The organism is Pseudomonas sp. XS1P51 (assembly GCF_054897845.1).
On sequence record NZ_CM142707.1, the window covers coordinates 5,322,810 to 5,348,943 of the forward strand.

The 26,134-nt window shown below is 60.1% G+C and carries 24 protein-coding genes; 14 read left to right on the forward strand and 10 right to left on the reverse strand.

Features of this window, described 5'->3' with window-relative positions; all coding sequences use genetic code 11:
• Window positions 1–144 precede the first annotated feature (144 nt).
• Both dut and coaBC read right to left on the reverse strand, forming a co-directional pair.
• Window positions 145–600 (reverse strand): dUTP diphosphatase, encoded by a 456-nt coding sequence (dut, locus tag ACYZUD_RS24680; protein ID WP_462020558.1) that lies wholly within the window; start codon window positions 598–600, stop codon window positions 145–147.
• Between the two features lie 5 nt (window positions 601–605).
• Window positions 606–1,814, reverse strand: coding sequence for a bifunctional phosphopantothenoylcysteine decarboxylase/phosphopantothenate--cysteine ligase CoaBC (gene coaBC / locus ACYZUD_RS24685; RefSeq protein WP_462020559.1), 1,209 nt, complete (start codon window positions 1,812–1,814; stop codon window positions 606–608).
• 136 nt (window positions 1,815–1,950) lie between these two features.
• Here coaBC and radC point away from each other — a divergent pair, with 136 nt between their 5' ends.
• Window positions 1,951–2,625 carry a RadC family protein gene (gene radC, locus ACYZUD_RS24690; protein ID WP_462020560.1) on the forward strand — a complete coding sequence of 225 codons (675 nt, stop codon included), beginning with the start codon at window positions 1,951–1,953 and terminating at the stop codon, window positions 2,623–2,625.
• A gap of 131 nt (window positions 2,626–2,756) precedes the next feature.
• On the opposite strand, the gene ACYZUD_RS24695 is transcribed toward radC, so the two are convergent.
• Window positions 2,757–4,343 carry an ABC transporter substrate-binding protein gene (locus tag ACYZUD_RS24695; protein WP_462020561.1) on the reverse strand — a complete coding sequence of 529 codons (1,587 nt, stop codon included), beginning with the start codon at window positions 4,341–4,343 and terminating at the stop codon, window positions 2,757–2,759.
• Window positions 4,344–4,790: 447 nt separating this feature from the next.
• Between ACYZUD_RS24695 and rpmB the strand changes: the two genes are divergently transcribed.
• The gene (gene rpmB, locus ACYZUD_RS24700; RefSeq protein WP_007894701.1) at window positions 4,791–5,024 is read left to right on the forward strand and encodes a 50S ribosomal protein L28; all 234 of its coding nucleotides are present in this window, start codon (window positions 4,791–4,793) and stop codon (window positions 5,022–5,024) included.
• 11 nt (window positions 5,025–5,035) lie between these two features.
• Entirely contained in the window at window positions 5,036–5,191 is a 156-nt protein-coding gene (rpmG, locus tag ACYZUD_RS24705; protein ID WP_007894709.1) for a 50S ribosomal protein L33, read from the forward strand.
• A gap of 183 nt (window positions 5,192–5,374) precedes the next feature.
• On the opposite strand, the gene ACYZUD_RS24710 is transcribed toward rpmG, so the two are convergent.
• A complete protein-coding gene (locus ACYZUD_RS24710; RefSeq protein WP_462020562.1) occupies window positions 5,375–5,737 on the reverse strand; it encodes a cupin domain-containing protein in 363 nt (120 codons plus the stop codon).
• A gap of 247 nt (window positions 5,738–5,984) precedes the next feature.
• Here ACYZUD_RS24710 and ACYZUD_RS24715 point away from each other — a divergent pair, with 247 nt between their 5' ends.
• Both ACYZUD_RS24715 and ACYZUD_RS24720 read left to right on the forward strand, forming a co-directional pair.
• Window positions 5,985–7,478, forward strand: coding sequence for an aldehyde dehydrogenase (locus ACYZUD_RS24715; RefSeq protein WP_462020563.1), 1,494 nt, complete (start codon window positions 5,985–5,987; stop codon window positions 7,476–7,478).
• Window positions 7,479–7,663: 185 nt separating this feature from the next.
• Entirely contained in the window at window positions 7,664–8,806 is a 1,143-nt protein-coding gene (locus ACYZUD_RS24720) for an MFS transporter (RefSeq protein WP_462020564.1), read from the forward strand.
• A gap of 96 nt (window positions 8,807–8,902) precedes the next feature.
• Here the strand turns inward: ACYZUD_RS24720 and ACYZUD_RS24725 are convergent, their stop codons facing one another.
• Both ACYZUD_RS24725 and ACYZUD_RS24730 read right to left on the reverse strand, forming a co-directional pair.
• Window positions 8,903–10,471 carry a phospholipase D family protein gene (locus ACYZUD_RS24725; RefSeq protein WP_462020565.1) on the reverse strand — a complete coding sequence of 523 codons (1,569 nt, stop codon included), beginning with the start codon at window positions 10,469–10,471 and terminating at the stop codon, window positions 8,903–8,905.
• A gap of 60 nt (window positions 10,472–10,531) precedes the next feature.
• A complete protein-coding gene (locus ACYZUD_RS24730) occupies window positions 10,532–11,965 on the reverse strand; it encodes an aminotransferase-like domain-containing protein (RefSeq protein ID WP_462020566.1) in 1,434 nt (477 codons plus the stop codon).
• Window positions 11,966–12,144: 179 nt separating this feature from the next.
• Between ACYZUD_RS24730 and ACYZUD_RS24735 the strand changes: the two genes are divergently transcribed.
• Window positions 12,145–12,390 (forward strand): DUF1127 domain-containing protein, encoded by a 246-nt coding sequence (locus ACYZUD_RS24735; protein WP_462020567.1) that lies wholly within the window; start codon window positions 12,145–12,147, stop codon window positions 12,388–12,390.
• 146 nt (window positions 12,391–12,536) lie between these two features.
• Here the strand turns inward: ACYZUD_RS24735 and ACYZUD_RS24740 are convergent, their stop codons facing one another.
• Entirely contained in the window at window positions 12,537–13,850 is a 1,314-nt protein-coding gene (locus ACYZUD_RS24740) for an NAD(P)/FAD-dependent oxidoreductase (RefSeq protein ID WP_462020568.1), read from the reverse strand.
• 147 nt (window positions 13,851–13,997) lie between these two features.
• On the opposite strand from ACYZUD_RS24740, the gene ACYZUD_RS24745 reads away from it, so the two are divergent.
• Entirely contained in the window at window positions 13,998–14,351 is a 354-nt protein-coding gene (locus tag ACYZUD_RS24745; protein ID WP_462020569.1) for a YkgJ family cysteine cluster protein, read from the forward strand.
• Window positions 14,352–14,492: 141 nt separating this feature from the next.
• Here ACYZUD_RS24745 and ACYZUD_RS24750 read toward each other — a convergent pair whose 3' ends face one another.
• Entirely contained in the window at window positions 14,493–14,981 is a 489-nt protein-coding gene (locus ACYZUD_RS24750; protein WP_003206849.1) for an Lrp/AsnC ligand binding domain-containing protein, read from the reverse strand.
• A gap of 156 nt (window positions 14,982–15,137) precedes the next feature.
• On the opposite strand from ACYZUD_RS24750, the gene dadA reads away from it, so the two are divergent.
• The 6 genes from dadA (at window position 15,138) to ACYZUD_RS24780 (ending at window position 21,380) form a co-directional block, all read left to right on the forward strand.
• Window positions 15,138–16,442: a D-amino acid dehydrogenase gene (dadA, locus tag ACYZUD_RS24755; protein WP_462020570.1), complete on the forward strand. Its 1,305-nt coding sequence runs from the start codon at window positions 15,138–15,140 to the stop codon at window positions 16,440–16,442.
• Window positions 16,414–16,767 carry a RidA family protein gene (locus tag ACYZUD_RS24760; protein WP_462020571.1) on the forward strand — a complete coding sequence of 118 codons (354 nt, stop codon included), beginning with the start codon at window positions 16,414–16,416 and terminating at the stop codon, window positions 16,765–16,767. The genes dadA and ACYZUD_RS24760 overlap by 29 nt, the downstream gene beginning before the upstream one ends.
• Before the next feature lie 97 nt (window positions 16,768–16,864).
• Window positions 16,865–17,938 carry an alanine racemase gene (gene alr, locus ACYZUD_RS24765; RefSeq protein WP_462020572.1) on the forward strand — a complete coding sequence of 358 codons (1,074 nt, stop codon included), beginning with the start codon at window positions 16,865–16,867 and terminating at the stop codon, window positions 17,936–17,938.
• 128 nt (window positions 17,939–18,066) lie between these two features.
• Complete coding sequence (locus ACYZUD_RS24770) at window positions 18,067–18,615, forward strand: cupin domain-containing protein (RefSeq protein ID WP_008150195.1); 549 nt, start codon at window positions 18,067–18,069, stop codon at window positions 18,613–18,615.
• Window positions 18,616–18,796: 181 nt separating this feature from the next.
• On the forward strand, window positions 18,797–19,210 hold the full coding sequence (locus ACYZUD_RS24775) for a c-type cytochrome (RefSeq protein ID WP_462025108.1): 414 nt from the start codon (window positions 18,797–18,799) through the stop codon (window positions 19,208–19,210).
• A 247-nt stretch (window positions 19,211–19,457) separates the two neighbouring features.
• Window positions 19,458–21,380, forward strand: coding sequence for an acetyl-CoA hydrolase/transferase C-terminal domain-containing protein (locus ACYZUD_RS24780; RefSeq protein WP_462020573.1), 1,923 nt, complete (start codon window positions 19,458–19,460; stop codon window positions 21,378–21,380).
• A gap of 128 nt (window positions 21,381–21,508) precedes the next feature.
• Here the strand turns inward: ACYZUD_RS24780 and ACYZUD_RS24785 are convergent, their stop codons facing one another.
• Complete coding sequence (locus ACYZUD_RS24785; protein WP_020799401.1) at window positions 21,509–22,081, reverse strand: xanthine phosphoribosyltransferase; 573 nt, start codon at window positions 22,079–22,081, stop codon at window positions 21,509–21,511.
• 69 nt (window positions 22,082–22,150) lie between these two features.
• Window positions 22,151–24,160: a DNA helicase Rep gene (gene rep, locus ACYZUD_RS24790; protein ID WP_462020574.1), complete on the reverse strand. Its 2,010-nt coding sequence runs from the start codon at window positions 24,158–24,160 to the stop codon at window positions 22,151–22,153.
• Between the two features lie 264 nt (window positions 24,161–24,424).
• Between rep and ACYZUD_RS24795 the strand changes: the two genes are divergently transcribed.
• On the forward strand, window positions 24,425–26,098 hold the full coding sequence (locus tag ACYZUD_RS24795) for a putative bifunctional diguanylate cyclase/phosphodiesterase (RefSeq protein ID WP_462020575.1): 1,674 nt from the start codon (window positions 24,425–24,427) through the stop codon (window positions 26,096–26,098).
• Window positions 26,099–26,134 lie beyond the last annotated feature (36 nt).

The following is a 26,134-nucleotide window of genomic DNA, read 5'->3' on the forward strand; positions in this document are numbered from 1 at the left end:
AAACCTTCCAGAGGGAGCTGCGCAAATTTTGTGGCAAGCGACCTTGCTTTCTGTAGGAGCTGCCGCAGGCTGCGATCTTTTGATTTTCGTCTTTAAGATCAAAAAATCGCAGCCTGCGGCAGCTCCTACAGGGATGTAACGTTATCAGTGGCTGCCGGAATGCCCGAAACCGCCAGCGCCGCGTTCGGTTTCAACGAATTCTTCGACCATCTCGAAGTGCGCTTGAACCACCGGCACCAGCACCAGCTGGGCCAAACGCTCGCCTACCACGATGTTGAAGTCGGTCTGGCCACGGTTCCAGCACGACACCATTAACGGGCCCTGGTAGTCGGAGTCGATCAGGCCGACCAGATTGCCCAGCACGATGCCGTGCTTATGGCCCAGGCCGGAGCGCGGCAGAATCAGCGCCGCCAAACCAGGGTCGCCAATGTAGACGGACAGGCCAGTCGGGATCAGCAGAGTTTCGCCCGGCTTGATGATGGTGTCTTTTTCCAGCATGGCGCGCAGGTCGAGGCCGGCGGAGCCAGGCGTGGCGTACTGCGGCAACGGAAATTCGGTACCGATGCGAGGGTCGAGGATCTTGGCTTGCAAAGCGTGCATGTAAATTAAACCTGGTTCAGACGTTCGGCAATAAAAGTGATCAGCTGGCGAGCAATCTTGCCCTTGCTGGTCTGGGCGAAAAGTGTGGCGTGTAGCTCACGGTCGATCACGCTGCAGGCGTTTTCTTCGCTGTTGAACCCAATGCTCGGGTTCGCGACGTCGTTGGCGACGATCAAATCGAGGTTCTTGTCTTTCAACTTGCGCGCAGCGTAGTCGAGCAGGTGTTCGGTTTCGGCGGCGAAACCGACACTGAACGGACGGTCGGGGCGAGTGGCGATGCTGGCCAGGATGTCCGGGTTGCGCACCATCTGTAGCAACAAGCCGTCGCCGTTCGTAGGGTCTTTCTTGAGTTTCTGTGGGGCGACGACTTCCGGGCGGTAGTCCGCGACCGCTGCCGAGGCGATAAACAGGTCGCAGGGGATCGCGGCTTCGCAGGCGGCGAGCATGTCGCGGGCGCTGACCACGTCGATGCGGGTGACGCGATCCGGGGTCGGCAGGTGCACCGGGCCGGTGATCAGGGTCACGCGGGCGCCGGCTTCCACCGCAGCTTCGGCCAGGGCGAAGCCCATTTTCCCGGAGCTGTGGTTGGTGATGTAGCGCACCGGGTCGATGTTTTCCTGGGTCGGGCCGGCGGTGATCAGTACGTGTTTGCCGGTCAGCGCCTGACGCTGGAAGCAGTCCGCCGCGCACTGGGCGAGTTCGGTGGCTTCGAGCATACGGCCCAGGCCGACATCACCGCAGGCCTGGCTGCCGGAGGCCGGGCCGAAGGCCTTGATGTCGCGGCTTTCGAGGGTTTGCAGGTTGGCCTGGGTCGCAGGATCGCGCCACATGGCCTGGTTCATTGCGGGCGCAACGGCAACCACGGCGTCGGTGGCCAGCACCAGTGTGGTCAGCAGGTCGTCGGCAATGCCTTGGGCCAGACGGGCGATCAAGTCCGCAGTGGCGGGGGCGATCAGCACCAGGTCAGCCCATTTTGCCAGCTCGATGTGGCCCATCGCGGCTTCGGCCGCAGGGTCCAGCAAATCGAGGTGGACAGGGTGCCCGGAGAGGGCCTGCATGGTCAGCGGGGTGATGAACTCGCTGCCGCCACGGGTCATGACCACGCGCACTTCGGCGCCCTGGTCGATCAGGCGGCGAACCAGGTCGGCGCTCTTGTAGGCAGCAATGCCACCGCCGACGCCCAGAACGATGCGTTTCCGATACAGCCGCTGCATAGGTCTGCCTTTCATTTCGTTGATGACTGCGTTGCGATACCCCCTCCCCAGGGATGAAATCGCCCGCAAAAAAGATGGGCTACGATATCACAGCGACCGCTACGGAACAGCGGCGCCCATATTCCAGGGAGGTGCTATGAGTATTCGTGATTGGCCGGCGGCGGAGCGGCCGCGGGAGAAGTTACTTGAGCAGGGTTCGGCGAGCCTTTCGGACGCCGAGCTGCTGGCTATCTTTTTACGGACAGGTGTATCCGGCAAAAGCGCGGTGGACCTGGCGAGACATCTGTTGAATCAGTTTGGCAGCCTGCGCAAGCTGCTGGAGGCGGATCTGCGGACCTTCAGCGGTGAGCTCGGACTTGGGCCGGCCAAGTTTGCGCAGTTGCAGGCAGTGCTGGAAATGGCCCGACGACATCTGGCTGAGCGCCTACGGCACAACTCGGTGCTGGAGAATCCACTGGCTGTGCGCGACTACCTGAAGTCGATGCTGCGTCACGAGCCGCATGAGGTATTTGGCTGCCTGTTTCTGGACTCAAAACACCGAGTGCTGGCCTTTGAGTCGCTGTTTCGCGGCTCCATCGATAGCACCAGCGTCTATCCGCGACAGGTGGTCAAACGTGCTCTGGCTCATAACGCTGCGGCGCTGATCCTGTGCCATAACCACCCGTCGGGCAATCCCGACCCCAGTCAGGCCGACCGAAAACTGACCAAGCGCCTGCAAGAGGCGCTGGACCTGATCGATGTGCGGGTGCTCGACCATTTCATCATCGGCGACGGCGATCCGCTGTCGATGGCTGAGTATGGGTGGATGTAGCGGGGGGGGGAACACAAAACCCCTGTGGGAGCGAGCTTGCTCGCGATGGCGGTGTATCAGTCAACAGTGATGTTGAATGTAATGGCCCCATCGCGAGCAGGCTCGCTCCCACAGGTTTTGTGGTGATGCTATTACTTGAGGCTGACCTTGGAGTAATCCTGACGGCCGAACGGGCTGACCGAATAACCCTCGACGTCTTTACGTGTCAGCGCGAAGGCGGTCGGGTGGGCCAGCGGCAGCCACAACGCCTGCTGCTGGATCTGCGCCTGGGCCTGTTCGTAGAGCTTGGTGCGCACACCTTGCTCGCCGGTGGTCTTGCCGGCGCTGATCAGCTTGTCCAGGTCCTGGTTGCAGTAGCGCGCGAAGTTGGTGCCGGACTTGACCGCAGCGCAGGAAAACTGTGGTGTGAGGAAGTTGTCCGGGTCACCGTTATCACCGGCCCAGCCCATGAACAATAGATCGTGCTCACCGGCCTTGGCGCGGCGGATCAGCTCGCCCCATTCAATCACCCGAATCTCGGCCTGAATGCCGATTTCCGCGAGGTCGGATTGCAGCAACTGAGCGCCGAGGCTTGGGTTGGGGTTCAGTGTGCTGCCGGAAGGGCGGGTCCAGATGGTGGTCTGGAAGCCGTCCTTGAACCCGGCCTTGGCCATTAATGCTTTGGCCTTTTCAACGTCATGCGGGTAGCCCGGCAAGCCTTTGGCGTAGCTCCAGGTGTTGGGTGGGTACGGGCCGTTGGCGGGCTCGGCGGTGTCTTCGAACACGGCCTTGACGTAGTTGGCCTTGTCGAACGCGAGATTGATCGCCTGGCGCACTTCAGGTTTGTCCAGCGGCGGATGCTGGCTGTTGATGCCGACGAACGCGGTCATGAAGGCGTCAGTTTTTTCGATTTTCAGGGTCGGTTCTTTCAGCGCTGCCTGGACGTCCAGAGGCTTGGGCGAGAGGGCGATCTGGCACTCGTTGCGACGCAATTTCTGCAAGCGCACGTTGGCGTCCGGGGTGATGGCGAAGATCAGCGGATCAACCGAAGGCTTGCCGCCGAAGTAATCAGCGTTGGCCTTGTAGCGAATCGAGGCATCTTTCTGAAAGCGCGTGAAGATGAACGGACCGCTGCCGATCGGCTGGCTGTTGAGCTTTTCGGGCGTGCCGGCCTTCAGCAGTTTGTCGGCATATTCAGCCGAATATATCGAGGCGAAGCCCATGCTCAGGGTTGCCAGGAAGGTCGAGTCCGGGTGATCGAGGGTGAAGCGCACGGTGAGCGGGTCGAGTGCGTCGATCTTTTTGATCAGCGCCGGCAATTGCATCGACTGGGCATGCGGGAAGCCGCTCTGGGCAACTTTGTGCCAAGGGTTTGCCGGGTCGAGCATGCGGTCGAAGCTGAACTTCACGTCTTCAGCGGTCAGATCGCGCGTCGGGCTGAAGTACTCGGTGCGGTGGAATTTCACCTGTGGGTGCAACTTGAACACGTAGGTCAGGCCGTCGGGCGTGACTTCCCAGCTGTCCGCGAGGCTGGCGACCACTTTGCCGCTGGCCGTATCGAAGTCCACCAGACGGTTCATCAGCACATCGGCCGAAGCATTGGTGGTGGTCAACGAATTGTATTGCACCACGTCGAACCCTTCGGGGCTGGCCTCGGTGCAGACGGTCAGACCGGCAGCATGGGCCAATGGGCTCAGCAGAAGCGGGGCGAGCAACAGCGGTAGGGCAGCGAGGCGCATGGTCGGATTCCTTTACAGATCGAAGGCCCATCTGCAAGTGCAGTCTGGAAAAGGCTTACCCTAGTGGGCTCTTTTGCAAATGACTATCCCCTTTTTCATTTTAAGGGGACTATGTGTGATCGTTTTCGGTGCGAGCTGGCAGAGAAAACTCCTGGATTGGCGTGTTGGCCGATTCTCTGCGACGAGCGGTCTTTATCGGCGATAGCCTTTATCCAAGGCGCTCGGCGCCCGAAAATTGGGGTTTTTATCAACTCAACGCACACGGAATGTTGTTGCTCTCTAGTCTTTCTGGTATAAAGCAGCGCTCTTTTCTAGGGGCCCGGTTCCTTCACTTGTAGGTGTAGCCGGTAAGACCTCTAAAGAAACGCGGCGCCTGGCGCCAAATGACTGAGAGATTAAGCGGCCAACCCATGCCGGGTTGGGCATGTGGTTTTAGAGGGCTGAGGCATGTCGAGAGTATGTCAAGTTACCGGTAAGGGTCCGGTGACTGGGAATAACATTTCCCACGCAAACAACAAAACCCGTCGTCGTTTCCTGCCGAACCTGCAGCATCACCGCTTCTGGGTTGAAGAAGAGAAACGTTTCGTGCGTCTGCGCGTATCTGCCAAAGGCATGCGTATCATCGACAAGCGTGGCATCACTGTCGTGCTGGCCGAAATCCGCAAAGCTGGCAAGATCTAAGGGAGCTAATCATGCGTGAATTGATTCGTTTGATTTCGAGCGCCGGTACTGGTCACTTCTACACTACCGACAAGAACAAGCGCACTACTCCGGACAAAATCGAGATCAAGAAATTTGATCCGGTTGTTCGCAAGCACGTGATCTACAAGGAAGGCAAAATCAAGTAATTGATTTTTCCCTCTTACGAAAAAGGCCCGTATCGCGAGATACGGGCCTTTTTTGTTGCCTTTTGTTGTGCCTGTCAGGGCCTCATCGCGGGCAAGCCCGCTCCCACAGGGATCTGTGCCGATCACAAAACCTGTGGGAGCGTGGCTTGCCCGCGATGGGACCGGCCCAAACAGCAAAAAACCTCAGGCCTTCTGTTCAAACACCACGTAAATCTTGCGGCACGGCTCCAGCACCTCCCAGGTGCCTTTGAACCCAGCCGGAATCACAAAGCGATCGCCTACGCGCAGGGTCTTGCCGTTGCCGTCGTTATCACGCAGCACTGAAACCCCCTGCACGATTTCGCAGTATTCATGCTCGGTGTAATTCACCAGCCACTGGCCGACCTCGCCCTCCCAGATCCCGGCACTCATCTGGCCGCAAGGGCTGTTGTAGTGGTTGTACACGGCTTGCTCAGGATCGCCTTTGAGGACTTTCGCCTGGTCCGGCCGATAGCGATCGGGCTGGGTAGTGGCTTGGCTGAAGTCGACGATGTCCTGGATGTTCATTGTTGTAATCCCCCGTGATTGCGACGCGAGTGGTTGGAAAGGTGCTGGAAAGCCCAAAGTCTATGTTTATTAAAATGAACACCGCAAGGCCGTTTGCCGGCCTTATGTCAAATATATTGAAACAACCCCGGCCACTGGTTTAGGGTGGCGGTTGCCTTGGGCCGAAATGCAGGCTGGCCGGGCAGAATTTCTGAGGACGCCCGCGAAGAACGCGGGGCGCTCGTATTCAAAAGAGGAGGACACTCGTATGACCACCCTGACTCGTGCCGATTGGGAACAACGGGCTCGCGATCTGAAGATCGAAGGTCGCGCCTACATCAATGGCGAATACACCGATGCCGTCTCCAGCGAGACCTTCGAGTGCATCAGCCCGGTCGATGGCCGTCTGCTCGGCAAGATTGCCAGCTGTGATGCCGCCGACGCCCAGCGCGCTGTTGAAAACGCCCGCGCCACCTTCAATTCCGGCGTCTGGTCGCGCCTGGCGCCAACCAAACGCAAAGCCACCATGATCCGTTTCGCCGGCCTGCTGAAACAGCACGCCGAAGAGCTGGCCCTGCTTGAAACCCTGGACATGGGCAAGCCGATCAGCGACTCCTTGTACATCGACGTTCCAGGCGCGGCGCAAGCCCTGAGCTGGAGCGGTGAAGCCATCGACAAGATCTACGACGAAGTCGCGGCCACTCCCCATGACCAACTGGGTCTGGTGACTCGCGAGCCGGTCGGCGTGGTCGGCGCCATCGTGCCGTGGAACTTCCCGTTGATGATGGCCTGCTGGAAACTCGGCCCGGCGCTGTCCACCGGTAACTCGGTGATCCTCAAACCGTCTGAAAAATCGCCGCTGACGGCTATTCGCATCGCGGCGCTGGCCGTTGAAGCCGGCATCCCGAAAGGCGTGCTGAACGTGCTGCCGGGTTACGGTCACACCGTCGGCAAGGCCCTGGCCCTGCACAACGATGTCGACACGCTGGTGTTCACCGGTTCGACCAAGATTGCCAAGCAATTGCTGATTTACTCCGGTGAATCGAACATGAAGCGCGTCTGGCTCGAAGCCGGTGGCAAGAGCCCGAACATCGTGTTCGCCGATGCGCCGGATCTGCAGGCCGCTGCTGAATCGGCTGCCGGCGCCATTGCCTTCAACCAGGGCGAAGTCTGCACCGCCGGCTCGCGTCTGCTGGTCGAGCGTTCGATCAAGGACACTTTCCTGCCGCTGGTGATCGAGGCGCTCAAAACCTGGAAACCGGGCAATCCACTGGACCCGGCGACCAACGTCGGTGCGCTGGTGGATACCCAGCAGATGAATACCGTGCTGTCCTACATCGAATCCGGCCACACCGACGGTGCCAAACTGGTGGCTGGCGGCAAGCGCATTCTTCAGGAAACCGGTGGCACCTACGTTGAGCCGACGATTTTCGACGGCGTCAGCAACGCAATGAAAATCGCTCAGGAAGAGATCTTCGGTCCAGTCCTGTCGGTGATCGCGTTTGATACCGCCGAGGAAGCCATCCAGATCGCCAACGACACGCCTTACGGTCTCGCCGCAGCGGTGTGGACCAAGGACATCTCGAAGGCTCACCTGACCGCCAAGGCACTGCGTGCCGGTAGCGTGTGGGTCAACCAGTACGACGGTGGCGACATGACCGCACCGTTTGGTGGCTTCAAACAGTCGGGCAACGGTCGCGACAAGTCGCTGCACGCGTTCGACAAGTACACCGAGCTGAAGGCGACCTGGATCAAGTTGTAAGCCGTTCAGGGAGCCTGCTCTAAACCAGGTTCCCCGAACGACGCAGATCCCCTGTGGGAGCAAGCCTGCTCGCGATAGCGGTATGACAGTCGACGTCAATGTTGAATGTTGCTCCGTCATCGCGAGCAGGCTCGCTCCCACAGTGCTTTGTGCTTCACATAAAAATATCCACAGGAGCGTGGAACATGCGTTGGGCGACTTATTTCGCCGTGTTGGCGTCTGTCTTGAGTGTCGGCCTGGCCCTGGGTGTCAGCATGCCGCTGGTGTCGTTTCGCCTGGAAAGCTGGGGTTACGGCTCGTTCGCCATCGGTGTGATGGCGGCGATGCCAGCCATTGGTGTGTTGCTGGGGGCGAAAATCTCCAGCCATCTGGCGGCGCGTCTGGGCACGGCCAATCTGATGCGCCTGTGCCTGTGGGCCGGAGCGTTGTCCATCGGCTTGCTGGCGCTGTTGCCCAGCTACCCGATTTGGCTGGTGCTGCGGCTGATGATCGGTGTGATCCTGACCCTCGTCTTCATCCTCGGGGAAAGCTGGATCAACCAACTGGTGGTCGAGCAATGGCGCGGGCGACTGGTGGCGCTGTATGGCAGCAGCTATGCGCTGAGTCAGCTGGCCGGACCGTTGTTGCTTGGCGTTCTGGGCACTGAGCAGGACTACGGTTTCTGGGTCGGCGTCGGTTTGCTGACGGCCGCACCGTTCCTGTTGTTGGGTCGCAGCGGCGCACCCTCCAGCGAAGCCTGCAGCGTGACCCTCGGCGACTTGCTGACCTTCTGCCGCAGCCTGCCGGCGATTGCCTGGGCGGTGTCGCTGTTCGCCGCGTTCGAGGCGATGATCCTGACCTTGTTGCCGGTCTACTGCCTGCGTCAGGGCTTCACGACGGAAATCGCCTTGGCGATGGTCAGCACCGTCGTGGTCGGTGATGCCTTGCTGCAGTTGCCGATTGGCGCGCTGGCGGATCGCTTGTCGCGGCGTACGCTGTTCACCGGCTGCGCGATGGTCTTGCTGGTGTCGAGTCTTGCGATCCCGTTGTTGATCGACACGTTGCTGATCTGGCCGCTGTGGGTGTTGTTCGGCGCCAGTGCGGGCGGCTTGTTCACCTTGTCACTGATTCTGATCGGCGAGCGCTATCGCGATGACGCGCTGGTCCGCGCCAATGCGCATATTGCGCAGTTGTGGGGTATTGGTTGTCTGGTCGGACCATTGGCGGCCGGTGCCGGCAGCCAGTGGATCAGCGGGCATGCGTTGCCGCTGCTGATGGCGGCAGGCGCGTTGGGGTTAGTGATTCTGGTGTCACGGCAAGGGGCGTTTGGCGCGGTGCAGCCGGCATAGATTGAAGATCAAAAGATCGCAGCCTCCGGCAGCTCCTACAGAGGATCGCATTTCAACTGTAGGAGCTGCCGGAGGCTGCGATCTTGGCGATTTAAGCTACAACATCCGCTCCAGGCCAACCGTGGTGCTGAACCAGGCATTAAAACGTCGCCACCAGCTCCCTGGCTCCTTGGTCAGGGTGTGCAGTTTGCCGTCATCTTCGGTGATCCAGACAATCTGCCCCTGTTCCAGTTTTGCCTCATAACTCAGCGGTGGCGCCATACCCTGCATTGCCAGTTCGCGGACGTAGGTAGCGAATTCAGGACTGTCCACCAACACGCCGACTTCGGTGTTCCACAGTACCGAGCGCGGGTCGAAGTTGAACGAGCCGATGAAGGATTTTTGCTGGTCGAAGATGATCGCCTTGCTGTGCAGGCTGGAATCGGAGCCACGGTAGGACCTGCTGTAAAAGATATGCGGTCCGCTGCCGCCACCTTCACCGGGCTGACGGCGCAATTCGAACAACTGCACGCCATGCTCCAGCAGCGCCTTGCGATACGGCGCGTAGCCACCATGCACCGCCGGTACATCGGTGGCCTCCAGTGAGTTGGTCAGCATGCTCACCGACACCCCGGCGTCGGCGCGACCGGTCAGGTACACCAGCCCCGGCTGGCCGGGGACGAAGTAGGCCGAGATCATGATCAGTTCTTTGCTGACTTTGTTGAGCTCGGGCGCCAATTGCGTGGTCAGCAGCAACTGCGGGTCGGGCTCGCCCTTGGCCAGCACTTTGCTCGGCGCATCCCACAGCGCCTGGCTCCAGGCCCAGATCAGTTCCTTGCGCCAGATGTCCAGGCGCGGCTCGGTGGTAAACGTCATCAGGCGCTGGTAGAGTGCGTGATTCTGTTTGCGCGTTTCCTCCAGGGATTCTTCCAGTCGGGTCCGAGTGTTTTCCAGGTCCTTGGCCGTCGGTTTGCTTGAGAGGAATTCGTCGATCGGCTTGCTCAGGGCGCTGTTCCAGTACTGGTCGAAACTGTGCCCCAGCTGTTCGGCGACGGGGCCGACGCCGAGCATGTCGATGTCGGTGAAATTCAGGTTGGGCTCGGCATCGAAATACTCATCCCCCAGATTGCGTCCGCCGACGATGGCCATGCTGTTGTCCGCCAGCCACAACTTGTTGTGCATGCGCCGGTGTTGCTGCGACACGTTGAACAGCCGGCCTATGGTCCGTGTCACGCCCGTGCTGCGACCCAGGTGCAGTGGGTTGAATACGCGGATCTGGATCTGCGGATGCGCCGCCAGGGTGGCGATGATCCGATCCAGGCCATCGCTGGTCATGTCGTCGAGCAGGATGCGCACGCGCACGCCACGGTCGGCAGCCTTGAGCAGTTCGTCCACTAGCATCCGCGTGCTGATGCCGTCGTGGACGATGTAGTACTGCAAGTCGAGGCTGCGCTGGGCGTTGCGGATCAGCTCGGCACGGGCCGTGAAGGCTTCGGTGCTGTTGGACAGCAGGCGAAAACCGGATTTTCCCTCATGGGGGGCGGCCTGGGCCTGGACCGAGCGGCCAAACGCCGAGTCGCTGGCGGGCAGCGCCTGGCTCGGCTCACGCGGAACGTCGAAGCTGGCGCAACTGCCCAGGAACGAGGCGAGTAGCAGAAGAGCGAGCAGGGGCTGTCTGACTCTCACGTGGGATCGTTCCGATTGGCGGCGGGTGTCGGCATATGGACGCTGAATTCCCGAGAAAGGTCAGTCGGTGTTGCTGTCAGTTTCCGCCAGCAGTTTGATTGCCGCGGCACCGACCTTGCGCACCGCTTCTTCGATCTGCGGTGTTGGCTTGGCAGCGTAGTTCATCCGCAGGCAATTGCGGTACTTGCCCGAGGCGGAAAAGATGCTGCCGACGGCAATCTGTACGCCCTGGTCGTGCAAGGCACGATTCAGTTTCAGGGTGTCGAAGCCTTCCGGCAGTTCGACCCAGAGCATGAAGCTGCCTTGCGGGCGACTTGCCCGGGTGCCGGCCGGAAAATAGCGGGTGACCCAATCGATCATCATGTCGCGATTGCGTTGGTATTGGGTGCGCACTCGCCGCAAATGGGGTTCGAAGTGCCCGGCTTTGAGGAATTCGGCAATGGCAATCTGCGGTTGCGGCGCGGTGCAGCCGGTGCTGATGTATTTCATGTGCAGCACCCGTTCCAGATAACGACCGGGTGCAACCCAGCCGATCCGCAGGCCCGGCGCCAGCGTCTTGGAAAATGAACTGCACAGCAGGACGCGGCCGTCCTCGTCGAAGGATTTGATCGTGCGTGGTCGCGGATAGGTGTAGGCCAGTTCGCCATACACATCGTCTTCGATGATCGCCACGTCGAAACGCTGTGCGAGCGTCAACAACGCGCGTTTGCGTGACTCCGGCATGATGTAGCCCAGCGGGTTGTTGCAGTTGGGAGTCAACTGTATGGCCTTGATCGGCCACTGCTCCAATGCCAGTTCCAGCGCATCCAGGCTGATCCCGGTGAGCGGGTCGGTAGGGATTTCCAGGGCTTTCATGCCCAGGCCCTTGAGGGTTTGCATGGCGCCATGAAAGCTTGGCGAGTCCACGGCAACGATGTCCCCTGGCTCGCAAACGGAGCGAATACTGGTGGACAGTGCTTCGTGGCAACCGGTGGTAACCACCAGGTCGCTGGCGCTTAGCTGGCAGCCGGAATCGAGCATCAGGCGAGCGATCTGTTCACGCAGTTCGAGGGTGCCGTGGATGTTGTCGTAATACAGACCGGGCATGTCCTGCCGCCGGCTGATTCGCGCAAGATTGCGTAGCAGCGGTTTCAGGGTCGGCGTGGTGATGTCCGGCATGCCGCGACCCAATTGCACCACATCCTTGCGCGGCACTGCGCGGATCAACTCCAGCACTTGTTCCCACTGGGAAATATCCACTGGTCGCTGGGCCGGCCGGCCAATCGCCGGGAGTTCCGGCAGTTCGCGACTGACCGGTACGAAATAGCCGGACTTGGGTTTGGGCATCGCCAGGCCGCTGTCTTCCAGCATTCGATAGGCCTGCTGCACCGTGCTCAAGCTGACCCCGTGTTCGACACTCAACGCCCGCACCGACGGCAGTCGGTCACCGGGGCGATAGAAGCCCTGTTCGATACGCGTGCCGAGCAATTCGGCGAGGTTGACGTAAAGGGTCATGGCGCAGTCTCAGTGTGGGTGATTCGGTTAACCAGTACAGATTAGACAAAAAATAGCGATTCAGTGGCTAAAACGGGAAATCTGTATGGAGTTAATACTGTCTCATTGAATCTGTAATGCTTTTCGCCGTCCACGCATCATGAAAGCTCTGGCTACCCAAGTAAACAGGAGCAATCAAAATGAACGGCTTGAGCGATGTGAGGCTGACGTTACACAGTCAGGAACTGGCGGCAGGGCAAATCAACGGCGCACGCGAGGCGGTCATGCGCAACGCACCGTCCGGCCTGGGTCGCTGGGGCCTGTTCTGGCATCGTCTGCACACGCGCAAGGCGTTGCTGGAGCTGACGCCCGAGCAGCTCAGGGATGTGGGGCTGAGTCGGGAGCAGGCGCGGGAGGAGGGGCTTAAGCCGTTCTGGCGGATCTGAGTGCCATGGCGCTCTTGCGGCCCAATCGCGAGCAGGCTCGCTCCCACAATTTGATCGCGGGTGTTCACAATAAGTGTGTTCACCGCTGGTCACACTGTGGGAGCGAGCCTGCTCGCGATGGCTTCGGTACAGGCACCGAAAATCTTTCAGACCAACTCTTTAAGCCGATGCCACAACATCCCCAACGCCAACAACGGCGAACGCAAATGCTTGCCGCCCGGAAAGGTGATGTGCGGCACCTTGGCAAACAGATCGAACCCATCGCTCTGCTGCCCGCTGATCGCTTCCGCCAGCAACTTGCCCGCCAGGTGCGTGGCATTCACACCATGACCGGAATAAGCCTGGGCGTAATACACATTCGGCTGATCCTTGAGCCGACCAATCTGCGGCAGCCGATTGGCGCCGATGCCGATCATCCCGCCCCATTGATAGTCGATCTTCACCCCGGCCAGTTGCGGGAAAACTTCCAGCATCTTCGGTCGCATATAGGCAGCGATGTCGTGTGGGTCGCGTCCTGAATAGTGACAGGCACCTCCGAACAGCAAGCGCCGGTCCGCCGAGAGCCTGTAGTAATCCAGCGCAACCCGCTGATCACAGACCGCCATGTTTTGCGGCAGCAAGGCGTGCGCCTGCTCTTCGCTCAAGGGTTCGGTGGCGATGATGTAGCTGCCGGCGGGTAGCACCTTGCCGCTGAGTTCGGGATTGAGTTCGTTCAGGTAGGCGTTGCAGCCGAGCACCAGTGTTTTGGCGCGGACCGAGCCCTGGGCCGTATGGACTTTGACCTCGGGGCCGTAATCGATGCGGGTCACCGCCGATTGCTCGAACAGTTTCGCTCCCAGTTGCTGCGCGGCGGCGGCTTCGCCCAAGGCCAGGTTCAGTGGATGCAAATGCCCCGAGCCCATATCGATCAGGCCGCCAACGTAGCGGTCGGAACCCACCACCGAGTGCATTTCATTGGCTTGCAGCAGACGGGTTTCGTAACGGTAACCGAGGCTGCGCAGTTCTTCGGCGTCTTCAGCGAAACCTTCCAGGTCACGGGGCTTGTTGGCGAGGTCGCAGTAGCCCCAGGTCAGGTCACAGGGGATCTGAAAACGCGCGACCCGCTGTCGGACGATTTCCACCGCTTCCAGGCCCATGAGTTTCATCTGACGCACGCCTTCCGCACCGATCACGTTGGCGAACTGATCGAGGCCATGGCCGACGCCGCGAATCAATTGCCCACCATTGCGACCGCTGGCGCCCCAGCCGATCTTGTGAGCTTCGAGCAGCACCACGCGGAGGCCGCGCTCGGCCAGCTCAAGCGCCGTGTTCAACCCGGAGAACCCGCCACCGACCACGCACACGTCGGCCACCAGGTCGCTTGTGAGCACCGGATGATCGGGCTGCGGCAGGCTGCTGGCGGCGTAATAAGAGGCAATGTGCTGGTGGTTCGGGACAGGTTGCCGAGCACGGGCATTCATGTGCGTGTTCCTGATTCTTGTGTATAGAAAATTTGACGGAGCATAAGCCGGACCTTCCGGCGTGGGCAACACTGGTCGGTTGTGACTGTCTGGATCGGGGTTTTTGCTTCAGAATCCCGGTCTATTCCGCTTTTGGTCACCGCTTCGATGAGCTGCAACAGTCAGAAAATTCGCACGCTACGGCAGCAGATTCCCTCGTTCGAGTGCGTGCCCGGCTGCCATGACTGCTGTGGGCCGGTGACGACCTCGCCGGAAGAAATGTCCCGCCTGCCGCGCAAAACCCGGGCCGAGCAGGAGGCGGCGATGGATGAGCTCAATTGCGTGCATCTGGGGCCGAATGGCTGCACGGTGTATGACGAGCGACCGCTGATTTGTCGGTTGTTTGGTACCACGAAAACTTTGCCGTGCCCCAATGGGCGGGGGCCGGTGGAGCTGATACATCCGCGGGTCGAGAAGCAGATTCATGAGTACATGGCTTCGACGCGGCAGGTCCTCGTCTAAGGGGAGACCGAGTCGCCTGCCTTCGCGAGCAGGCTCGCTCCCACAGTAGTTTTCCGGTGACCCCAGCTTTGGTATCGACCGCAGATCCCCTGTGGGAGCGAGCCTGCTCGCGATGGGGCCCGAACAGCCACCGCAAAATCTTCAATCCGGAATCGGCAGATTCAAACTCTCTTTCACCTCTTCCATCACGATATAGCTCTTCGATTCCCGCACATGCGGAAGCTTGAGCAGGATATCGCCCAGCAATTTGCGGTACGAGGCCATCTCGGAAATCCGCGCCTTCACCAGGTAGTCGAAATCCCCTGACACCAAATGGCATTCCAGTACGTGAGGCAATTTCAGCACCGCACGTCGGAACTCTTCGAAAGTATCGCCGGATTTGTAGTCGAGACTGATCTCGACGAACACCAGGAGACTACCCTTGAGGTGCTGCGGGTTGAGCCGGGCGTTGTAGCCCATGATGATCCCTTCGCGCTCCAGCCGTCGGACCCGCTCGGTGCACGGCGTGGTCGAGAGCCCGACCTTTTCCCCAAGCTCGGTGAAGGAGATGCGCCCGTCCGCTTGCAGGATCCGCAGGATGTTGCGGTCGATCTTGTCCAGCTCGCGTTTGGTCTGAGTGTTGGTACGCATAGGGGATGCGCCTCCGTGAAAAGCGTTTTTGCCGAGAATTGTCGCCAAATATAGGCACTTATATAGTGAAAAGCACTGGCTAATCTTTTTTAAACTGCCCACATCTTCGGTCTGAACAACAAACGTCAGCGGCACGCCGCGATGAGGGATATGAAAATGCGCGTTATGGTCTTGGGTAGCGGCGTCATCGGTACCACCAGTGCTTATTATCTGGCGCGTGCCGGGTTTGAAGTGGTGGTGGTGGACCGTCAGCCGGCCGCTGCCATGGAGACCAGTTTCGCCAACGCCGGGCAGGTTTCGCCAGGTTATGCCTCGCCGTGGGCCGCGCCGGGTGTGCCGCTCAAGGCGATCAAGTGGCTGTTGCAGCGCCACGCGCCGCTGGCGATCAAGGCCACCGCCGACATCGACCAATACCTGTGGATGGCGCAGATGCTGCGCAACTGCACCGCCAGCCGTTATGCGGTGAACAAGGAACGCATGGTCCGTCTGTCCGAATACAGCCGTGACTGCCTCGACGAACTGCGTGCTGAAACCGGCATTGCCTACGAAGGCCGCAGCCTCGGTACTACACAACTGTTCCGCACCCAGGCTCAGCTCGACGGCGCCGCGAAAGACATCGCCGTGCTGAAAGAGTCCGGCGTGCCGTTCGAATTGCTCGACCGCGCCGGCATTGCCCGCGTTGAGCCAGCGCTGGCCAGCGTCACCGACATCCTCGCCGGTGCCCTGCGCCTGCCGAACGACCAGACAGGCGACTGCCAGATCTTCACCACCCACCTGGCCGAAATGGCGATGAAACTCGGTGTGGAATTCCGCTTCGGCCAGGACATCCAGCGCCTCGACTACGCCGGTGAGCGCATCAACGGTGTATGGATCGATGGCAAGCTGGAAACTGCTGACCGCTACGTGCTGGCGCTGGGCAGCTACTCGCCGCAACTGCTCAAGCCGTTGGGCATCCGGGCGCCAGTGTATCCGCTCAAGGGTTACTCCCTGACCGTGCCGATCACCAACCCGGCGATGGCCCCGACTTCGACTATTCTCGACGAGACCTACAAGGTCGCGATCACCCGTTTCGACAACCGCATCCGCGTCGGCGGCATGGCTGAAATAGCCGGTTTTGACCTGTCGCTGAACCCGCGTCGACGCGAAACCCTGGAGATGATCGTCAACGACCTTTATCCTCAGGGCGGCGATCTGACCCAGGCCAGTTTCTGGACAGGTCTGCGTCCGACCACTCCGGACGGCACGCCGATCGTTGGCGCCACACCGTTCAAGAACCTGTTCCTGAACACCGGTCACGGCACACTTGGCTGGACCATGGCCTGTGGCTCCGGGCGTTTGCTCGCAGACTTGATGGCGAAGAAAACGCCGCAGATCAGCGCCGAAGGCCTCGATATTTCCCGTTATGGCAACAAACTTCAGGAGTCCGCAAAGCATGTCAATCCAGCGCCAGCTCACCAATGAGCGCATGAGCCAGATCGTGGTCCACAGCGGTACCGTCTATCTGGCAGGGCAAGTCGGCGACGATATGAACGCCGGGATTGAACAGCAGACCCGTGAAACCCTCGCCAACATCGAGCGTTTGCTGGATCTGGCCGGGACCGACAAGAGCCGTTTGCTGTCGGTGACGATCTACTTGAAAGACATTGATGCGCACTTCGAAGGCATGAATACGGTGTGGGACAAGTGGCTGCCAAAAGGCGTCGCACCGGCTCGCGCCACGGTTGAATCGAAGCTGTGCGAACCGGAAATCCTGGTCGAGCTGTCGGTTGTAGCCGCTCTACCGTAAGCCAGTCAGAAAGATCCCTCTCCCGGTGCTACTGGCGGTTCACGCCGTCAGCCAGCGCCGGTTTTTCTTCCAAACGACCGACCAGAAGTCTGCCGCCATGCGTCCTGCCCGTGCCCTGATCGACCTTCAAGCCCTGCGTCACAACTACCAAACCGCTCGTGAAGTCACGGGGGCCAAGGCCCTCGCGGTGATCAAGGCCGATGCCTATGGCCATGGCGCGGTGCGCTGCGCCCAGGCGCTGGAAGCCGAGGCGGACGGGTTTGCCGTGGCCTGCATCGAAGAGGCCCTGGAGCTGCGCGCCGCGGGGATTCGTGCGCCGGTGTTGTTGCTGGAAGGTTTTTTCGAGGCCGATGAGCTGTCGTTGATCGTCGAGCATGACTTCTGGTGTGTGGTGCATTCGCTGTGGCAGCTCGAAGCCATCGAGAAAGCCGCATTGAGCAAGCCGATCACGGTGTGGCTCAAGCTCGATTCGGGCATGCATCGGGTCGGCCTGCATCCAGCGGATTATCAGGCGGGCTATCAGCGACTGTTGGCCAGCGGCAAGGTCGCGAAGATTGTGCTGATGAGCCACTTCGCACGCGCCGATGAGCTGCACAGTCAAGCCAGTGCCGAGCAGGTCGCGGTGTTTGAAGCGGCGCGTCAGGGTTTGTCCGCCGAGGTCAGCCTGCGCAACTCGCCGGCGGTGCTGGGCTGGCCGCAGATTCCGAGCGACTGGGTTCGCCCGGGCATCATGCTCTACGGCGCAACGCCTTTCGAAGAAGCCAATGCCGTGGCGTCACGCCTGCAACCGGTGATGACTCTGGAATCGAAAGTGATTTGCGTGCGTGAACTGCCGGCCGGCGAGCCGATTGGTTACGGCGCGAAATTCATCACCCAGAAGCCGATGCGCGTTGGCGTGGTGGCTATGGGGTATGCCGACGGTTATCCGCGTCAGGCGCCGACCGGTACGCCGGTGATGGTTGCCGGGCAGCGCAGCCAACTGATCGGTCGGGTGTCGATGGACATGCTCTGCATCGATTTGACCGATGTGCCGCAAGCCGGTTTGGGATCTACCGTCGAGTTATGGGGCAAAAATATCCTCGCCAGCGACGTGGCTGCGGCTGCTGACACGATTCCTTACCAGATCTTCTGCAACCTGCGCCGGGTGCCGATGCTCTATTCCGGGGCTTAGCCCAAAGCGCTGCGGACCGGAAGTCGCCTCGCCAAACAGGATTCAGGCCCAAGTGTTGTAAATACTGAACGCTGTCGCCATGATAACGCTCAATATTCCTACAATCTGAATCCCTGGAGGCTCCAGCATTGGACGTCGGTGAACGACTGCAATCCATCCGTAAGCTCAAAGGTCTTTCCCAGCGTGAACTCGCCAAACGCGCGGGCGTCACCAACAGCACCATTTCGATGATCGAGAAGAACAGCGTCAGCCCCTCGATCAGTTCGCTGAGGAAAGTACTGGGCGGGATACCCATGTCCATGGTCGAGTTCTTTTCCGAAGAGATCCTGCAGGAGAAACCGACTCAGATCGTCTACAAGGCCAACGAGCTGATCGATATTTCCGATGGTGCCGTGACCATGAAACTGGTTGGCCGGGCTCACCCGAGCCGTGCCATCGCCTTCCTCAATGAAATCTATCCGCCAGGCGCCGACACCGGTGACGAGATGCTCACCCATGAGGGCGAGGAAACCGGGATTTTGCTCGAAGGGCGACTGGAGCTGGTGGTCGGGCTGGAAACTTTTGTGCTCGAAGCCGGCGACAGCTACTACTTTGAAAGTACCAAGCCACACCGTTTCCGTAATCCGTTCGATGCGCCGGCGCGACTAATCAGCGCAGCCACACCAGCGAACTTCTAAGAGAAGAGGCGTCCTGCCAGCATTGCGGAGGCGCCCGAGCTGTTTTACCGCCCACAACAAGACCCCTTCGACTTTAGGGTTGTTTCAGTGCGGCGGGCTTATCGTTATACTTGCGCCCGCCTGCGAACCGTGGCCGTGGGCGTGACTAGCCACCATTGAGGGTGAACGCGTGAACCTAATTATGAAAATGCTGGCTGCACCAGCAACCGTATTGGCCCTATGGGCTGTCAGCGCTCAAGCTGCGACCAACGACGATATTGCTAAACGCCTTGAGCCAGTCGGCCAGGTTTGTGTTCAGGGTCAAGAGTGCAAGGGGATGGAAGTCGCTGCTTCTGCGGGTGGTGGCGGTGGTGCCAAAGCGCCTAAGGATGTTATTGCCAAACATTGCAACGCTTGCCATGGCACCGGTCTGCTGGGTGCACCGAAAATCGGTGACAAGGCTGCCTGGGGCGAGCGCGCCAAGAAAGAGGGAAGCCTGGATGGCCTGCTTGCCAAGGCAATCTCCGGTATTAACGCGATGCCGCCTAAAGGCACCTGTGCCGATTGCTCCGACGACGAGCTGAAAGGCGCCATCAAAGAGATGTCCGGCCTGTAACACGCCAGCATCTTTCGCGAAAAAGCCGCTTTCGAGCGGCTTTTTTGTGCCTGTCGTCCCTGTAGGAGCTGCCGCAGGCTGCGATCTTTTGATCTTGTTTTTAAAAATCAACATCAAAAGATCGCAGCCTGCGGCAGCTCCTACAGAGGTTTTGGTGTCGGTCGATTGGCTTTTGAGGCTGTTCATTGCAGCAAAGACGCGGCAAGCTCGGTCCAACCCCAATTCACGGAATATAAGGGAGGATCAGATGGTGCAGCTGTGTTCTATCGAGCAGGCGGTCGATGATGTGTTGGCACGGCTGCCAGCGCATATCCACATGGGGCTGCCCCTGGGACTGGGCAAACCCAACCACTTCGTCAACGCACTGTTTCAACGCATCGAGCAACTGCCCGAACGACAACTGACGATCTATACCGCGTTGTGCCTGGGCCGTCCTGCATTGGGCGACGGTTTGCAAAAGCGCTTTCTCGAGCCCTTCATTGAACGGGTTTTCGGCGACTATCCGGAACTGGATTTCCTCGCCGATCTGCATCGCAACAGCCTGCCGTCCAACATCCATGTCCAGCAATTCTTCATGCAACCCGGCAGCCTGCTACACAGCACACAAGCCCAGCAGGATTACGTCAGCAGCAACTACAGCCATGCCGCCCGGGACATCAACGCCGCCGGTTTGAACCTGGTGGCGCAGCTGGTGGCCAGCCACAGCGAACATCCCGACTGCCTGAGTCTGAGCTGCAACCCGGACATCACCCTCGACCTGTTTCCAATGATCGCCAAGCGCCGGGCAGCGGGGGAGACGATCCTGCTGGTGGGTCAGGTGCATAACGACTTGCCCTACATGCCCGGCGACGCAGAAGTCGGCATCGATACCTTCGACCTGCTGATCGACGAGAAGGACAGCACCACGCTGTTCTCCACGCCGAACATGCCAGTGGGTTTCCAGGATCACTTCATCGGCCTGCACGCCAGCACGCTGGTGCGCGATGGCGGCACCTTGCAGATCGGCATCGGCGCCATGGGCGATGCCCTGACCGCGGCGTTGCTGGCGCGGCAGGCGGATAACGACGGATACAAGGCGTTGCTGGCGGATGTGAATCTCAGCCAGTGGGCGCAACTGATCGAGCGTGAAGGCGGGACCGAACCGTTCGCCAAAGGGCTTTACGGTTGCAGCGAAATGTTCGTCAACGGTTTGCTGGTGCTGGCCGATGCCGGGATCGTGCGGCGCAAGGTCTACCCGGACGTGCCGACGCAGCAACAGGCGAATGCCGGCACGCTGGACGAAGCCGCGCAGCCTGATGGCATCTCGGTGCATGGCGGATTTTTTCTCGGGCCGCGCAGTTTCTACAAGCGCCTGCGCGAGTTGCCGCACAGCAAGCGGCTCGAATTCAACATGACCCGCATCAGCTACATCAACGAGCTCTACGGTCAGGAACAACTCAAACGGCTGCAGCGCCTCGATGCGCGGTTCATCAACACCGTGTTTACCATGACCTTGCTCGGCGCCGGGGTGGCCGATCAACTGGAGGACGGGCGGGTGCTCAGCGGCGTTGGCGGGCAGTACAACTTCGTCGCCCAGGGCCATGCGCTAGAGGGCGCGCGTTCGGTGTTGCTGCTGCGCAGTTGGCGCGAGTCGGGCGGTGACGTCAGTTCGAACATTGTCTGGGAGTACGGCCATTGCACGATCCCGCGGCACCTGCGGGACATTGTGGTCACCGAGTACGGCATCGCCGACCTGCGGGGCAAGACTGATGCGGCAGTGATCGAGGCATTGCTGAACATCAGCGACTCACGTTTTCAGCCGGGGCTGATCGAGCAGGCGCAGAATGTTGGCAAACTGCCGAAAAATTTCCGTCTTGATCCGCGTTTTGCCGACAACAGTCCAGAGCGTTTACAGGCGATTCAGGCGCGGCATTCGCAGTTGTTCCCGGAGTATCCGCTGGGGTGTGATTTCACCGCGCAAGAGCGGGACCTGTTGCGGGCGCTGAACTGGCTGAAGAGCAAGTTCAAGCTCACCGAGATTCTGGAGTTGGGCAAGGCTGCGCTGGACGCGCCAGAGCCTTCATCATTTCCCGAGCATCTGGAACGAATGCAACTGACCAACCCGGAAGGGCTGAAGGAAGATTTGTTTCAGCGGTTACTACTCGCCGGCCTCAAGGCCACCGCGCAATAACAGCCACCCCAAAAACCACTGTGGGAGCGAGCCTGCTCGCGAATGCTGAGTATCAGTCGACATCACCGTTGACTGACCCAACGCTTTCGCGAGCAGGCTCGCTCCCACAGGGGATATGCGGTGTGGCTTTATTCGATGAAGGTCACGACGCCGCCAGCCAGGGATTGCACCCGCGCCAGGGATTCAACGCGATAACCCTGGGCATCCAGTTCCGCACGCCCACCTTGAAACGACTTCTCGATCACGATGCCCAAACCCGCCACGGTAGCGCCGGCCTGTTTGATGATCGAGATCAGCGCTTGCGACGCCTTACCGTTGGCCAGGAAGTCATCGATGATCAGCACGCGGTCGCTGCTGGTCAGGTGGCGCGGGGAGATCGCCACCGTACTTTCGGTCTGCTTGGTGAACGAGTAGACGGTCGCCGACAGCAGGTTTTCGGTCAGGGTCAGGGACTGATGCTTGCGCGCGAAAATCACCGGCACACCGAGGTTCAGGCCGGTCATGATCGCAGGCGCAATGCCCGACGCTTCGATGGTGACGATCTTGGTGATGCCCGAATCCTTGAACAGCGTGGCGAATTCGTCGCCGATCAGCTTCATCAAGGCCGGGTCGATCTGGTGGTTCAGAAAGGCGTCGACTTTCAGTACCTGGTCGGAAAGCACGATGCCTTCTTCGCGAATTTTCTTGTGCAGTGCTTCCATGAAGCTTTCCTCGTTGGGCGCCTTGTGCGCCTAAGCTCGTAAAAGTGTTCGGTTAAAAAGTAGGCAATTCTAGCGCTTTAACATCGCGCGTATATCGGCCAATGCGGTATTGCCGCGAACGGCTTTGACTTCGGTCGGGGTGTCGTCGTTGCCTTCCCAGGCCAGGTCGTCCGGCGGCAGCTCATCGAGGAAGCGGCTGGGTGCGCAGTCGATGATCTCGCCGTACTGCTTACGCTTGGCGGCGAAGGTGAACGCCAGCGTCTGACGCGCACGGGTAATCCCGACGTAGGCCAGGCGGCGTTCTTCTTCGATGGTGTCGGCTTCGATGCTGGAGCGGTGCGGCAGGATTTCCTCTTCCATGCCCATGATGAACACGTAAGGGAATTCCAGGCCCTTGGAGGCGTGCAAGGTCATCATCTGCACACCTTCGGCGCCGTCTTCCTCTTCCTGCTGACGTTCCAGCATGTCGCGCAGGACCAGTTTGCCGATGGCGTCTTCGACGGTCATCTCGCCGTCTTCGTCTTTCTCCAGGGTGTTCTTCAGCGCCTCGATCAGGAACCAGACGTTACCCATGCGGTAATCGGCGGCCTTGTCGCTGGAGCTGTTGGTGCGCAGCCAGTTCTCGTAGTCGATGTCCATGACCATGCTGCGCAGCGCCGAAATCGGGTCTTCGCCGGCACATTGCTCGCGGACCTTGTCCATGAAGCGCTTGAAGCGCGACAGGCGATCGGTGAAGCGCGCATCCAGGTGTTCGCCCAGACCGATTTCGTCGGTGGCGGCGTACATCGAGATTTTTCGCCCGGTGGCGTAGTTGCCAAGCTTTTCCAGGGTGGTCGAACCGATTTCCCGGCGTGGGACGTTGATCACCCGCAGGAAGGCGTTGTCGTCGTCCGGGTTCACGATCAGGCGGAAGTAGGCCATCAGGTCTTTCACTTCCTGACGTCCGAAAAAGCTGTTGCCGCCGGACAGTCGATAAGGCACCTGGTGATGCTGCAGCTTCAGCTCGATCAGCTTCGCCTGGTAGTTACCGCGATACAGGATCGCGAAATCGCTGTAGGGCCGGTCGGTGCGCAAGTGCAGGCTGAGGATTTCCACGGCCACGCGCTCGGCTTCGGCGTCCTCGTTGCGGCAGCGGATCACGCGGATCTCGTCGCCGTGGCCCATCTCACTCCACAGTTGCTTTTCGAACTCGTGCGGGTTGTTCGAGATCAGCACGTTGGCGCAACGCAGGATGCGGCTGGTGGAGCGATAGTTTTGCTCCAGCATCACCACTTTCAGGGACGGGTAGTCATCCTTGAGCAGCATCAGGTTTTCCGGCCGCGCACCGCGCCAGGCGTAGATCGACTGGTCATCGTCGCCAACCACGGTGAACTGGTTGCGGGTGCCGATCAGCAGCTTCACCAGCAAATACTGGCTGGCGTTGGTGTCCTGGTATTCGTCCACCAGCAGGTAGCGGACTTTGTTCTGCCATTTTTCGAGGATGTCGGCGTGTTCCTGGAACAGCTTTACCGGCAGCAGGATCAGGTCGTCGAAGTCCACTGCGTTGAACGCCTTGAGCGTGCGCTGATAGTGGGTGTAGACGATGGCGGCGGTCTGTTCCTTGGGGTTGCGCGCATTTTCCAGGGCTTCGGGCGGCAGGATCAGGTCGTTTTTCCAGGCGCCGATCATGTTCTTGATCTCGTCGACGCCGTCGTCGCCCGCGTATTCCTTCTGCATGATGTCGGTCATCAGGGCTTTGACGTCGGTCTCGTCAAAGATCGAGAAGCCCGGCTTGTAGCCCAGCCGTACATGTTCCTTGCGGATGATGTTCAGGCCCAGGTTGTGGAAGGTACACACCGTCAGGCCGCGGCCTTCACCTCCCTTGAGCAGGGTGCCGACCCGCTCCTTCATCTCGCGCGCGGCCTTGTTGGTAAAGGTCATGGCGACGATGTACTGGGCGCGAATGCCGCAGTTCTGGATCAAGTGGGCGATCTTGCGCGTGATCACGCTGGTCTTGCCGGAGCCCGCGCCGGCAAGCACCAAAAGAGGGCCGCCGACGTAGCTCACGGCTTCTTGCTGCCGGGGATTGAGTCGGGACATACGAAATCAGGGAGTCGTTTGCGAAATGGGCCGGCATTTTAACAGGCTCAGCGAATTGTGCTGCTCTCTCCGACTTGTGACGCAACGCGCTATCTATATTTGCCGGTTTTGTTACTTTCACGCAGGATGCGCGATGAATTTGCGTCTAATGTTCGTAATTCGAGATACAAAGGTCTCGTTTGATAACTGATGTCATTTGGTCAATGGTTATCGGCACGGCATAATGCCCGCCGCCTACATCATTGCAGAGTCTAGGGAGCTAGCTTGTCTACGCCTGTCGAACCCTTGCGTTTGCTGCTACTGGCCGAAGAGCCAGCGTGGGCAGCGTTGTTGCGCGAGTGTCTGGCTCCGATGGGGAGCTCGGCCGTGCTGATCAGTGCGCCGAGCTGGGAGTCGGTCAGCAGCCTGTTCGATGACAATCGCAATGCGGTGTTGTTGACGATCCCGGCTCTTCAGCCGATGCCTGGCCGTTGCAGCCTTCCGACGGTGTTGCTGCTCGAACATGAGCCGCTGTCGCCGCCCGATGGGGTGAGCGACTGGCTGGTGCGCGACCTGCTCGACCCGGGCATGTTGCGCCGTTGCCTGCGTCATGTGCGCGAACGCGGCGTGCTGGAAAACACCCTGCAACGCCTGGCCGAGCAAGACCCGCTGACCGGCATTGCCAACCGCCAGGGTTTCCAGACTTTGCTGGCGGCACGGTTGGCGGAAAACGAAGGCCGCGGCTTGGCCCTCGGTCACCTCGACCTCGACAACTTCCGTCACGCCAACGACGCGCTCGGCCATCAGGCCGGCGACCGGTTGATCCTGCAAGTGGTCGCGCGGCTCAAAAGCCAGCTTGAGGCCGGCGATCAGCTGGCGCGGCTGGGCAGCGACGAATTTGCCTTGCTGATCGACACCCGCCGCGCACCTCAACGGGCCGAGTGGATGGCCGAACGCATCACCGAAGCGCTGGCCGAGCCCTATTGGGTCGACGGCGAAAGCCTGTTGATCGGCTCCAGCCTGGGCATTGCCCACGCCCGGGCCCAGGCCGGTGCCGACCCGCTGATGTGGCACGCGCACATCGCCATGCAGCAGGCCAAGAGCACCCAGGGCTGCACCTTTCACATCTTCAATGAACGCATCAACCGCAATGCCCGCAGCATGGCGGACCTCGAAAGCGAGCTGCGCCGGGCATTGCGTCGCGATGAGCTGGAGCTGCATTACCAGCCCCGGCTGAACCTTGCGGACGGGCAGATCGTCGGCCTCGAAGCCCTGGTGCGCTGGCGTCACGCTGAGCGCGGCCTGCTGCCGCCGAGCGAATTCGTGCCGCTGGCCGAGCAGAGCGGTTTGATTGTGCCGCTCGGTTACTGGGTGATTTCCCGCGCGTTGCGGGACATGCAGGCGCTGCGCGAACGGGGTTTGCCGGCGCTGCACATGGCGATCAACCTGTCGTTCCGGCAGTTTCAGGACAGCCAGCTGCTCTCGACCCTGAGCCGGCTGATTGCCGAGCGCGGCGTCGAGGCGCAATGGCTGGAGTTCGAGCTGACCGAAACCGCCGTCATGCGTCGCAGCGATCTGGTGAAGCAAACCATGGATGCCCTCGGACGTTTGGGCGTGCGTTTCTCCCTGGACGATTTCGGCACCGGGTTCTCGTCCTTCGTGCACCTCAACAGCCTGCCGATTGCCTTGCTGAAGGTCGACAAGAGTTTCGTCGGCGGCATGGAGGAGCGCGAAGAGAATCGCAAACTGGTCCACGCAATGATCAACCTGGCGCACAACCTCAATCTTGAAGTCGTCGCCGAAGGTGTGGAAACCCCGGAGCAGCTGGATCTGTTGCGCGGGTTTGGTTGCGATCAGGTGCAAGGGTATCTGATCAGCAAGCCATTGCCGTTGGCGGAGCTGGTTGAGTATTTGACCTTTGGCAGCAATCAGCAGCCGATATTAGAGGTCGTGAGCTGACGACGAACGAATGTGGGAGCGAGCCTGCTCGCGATA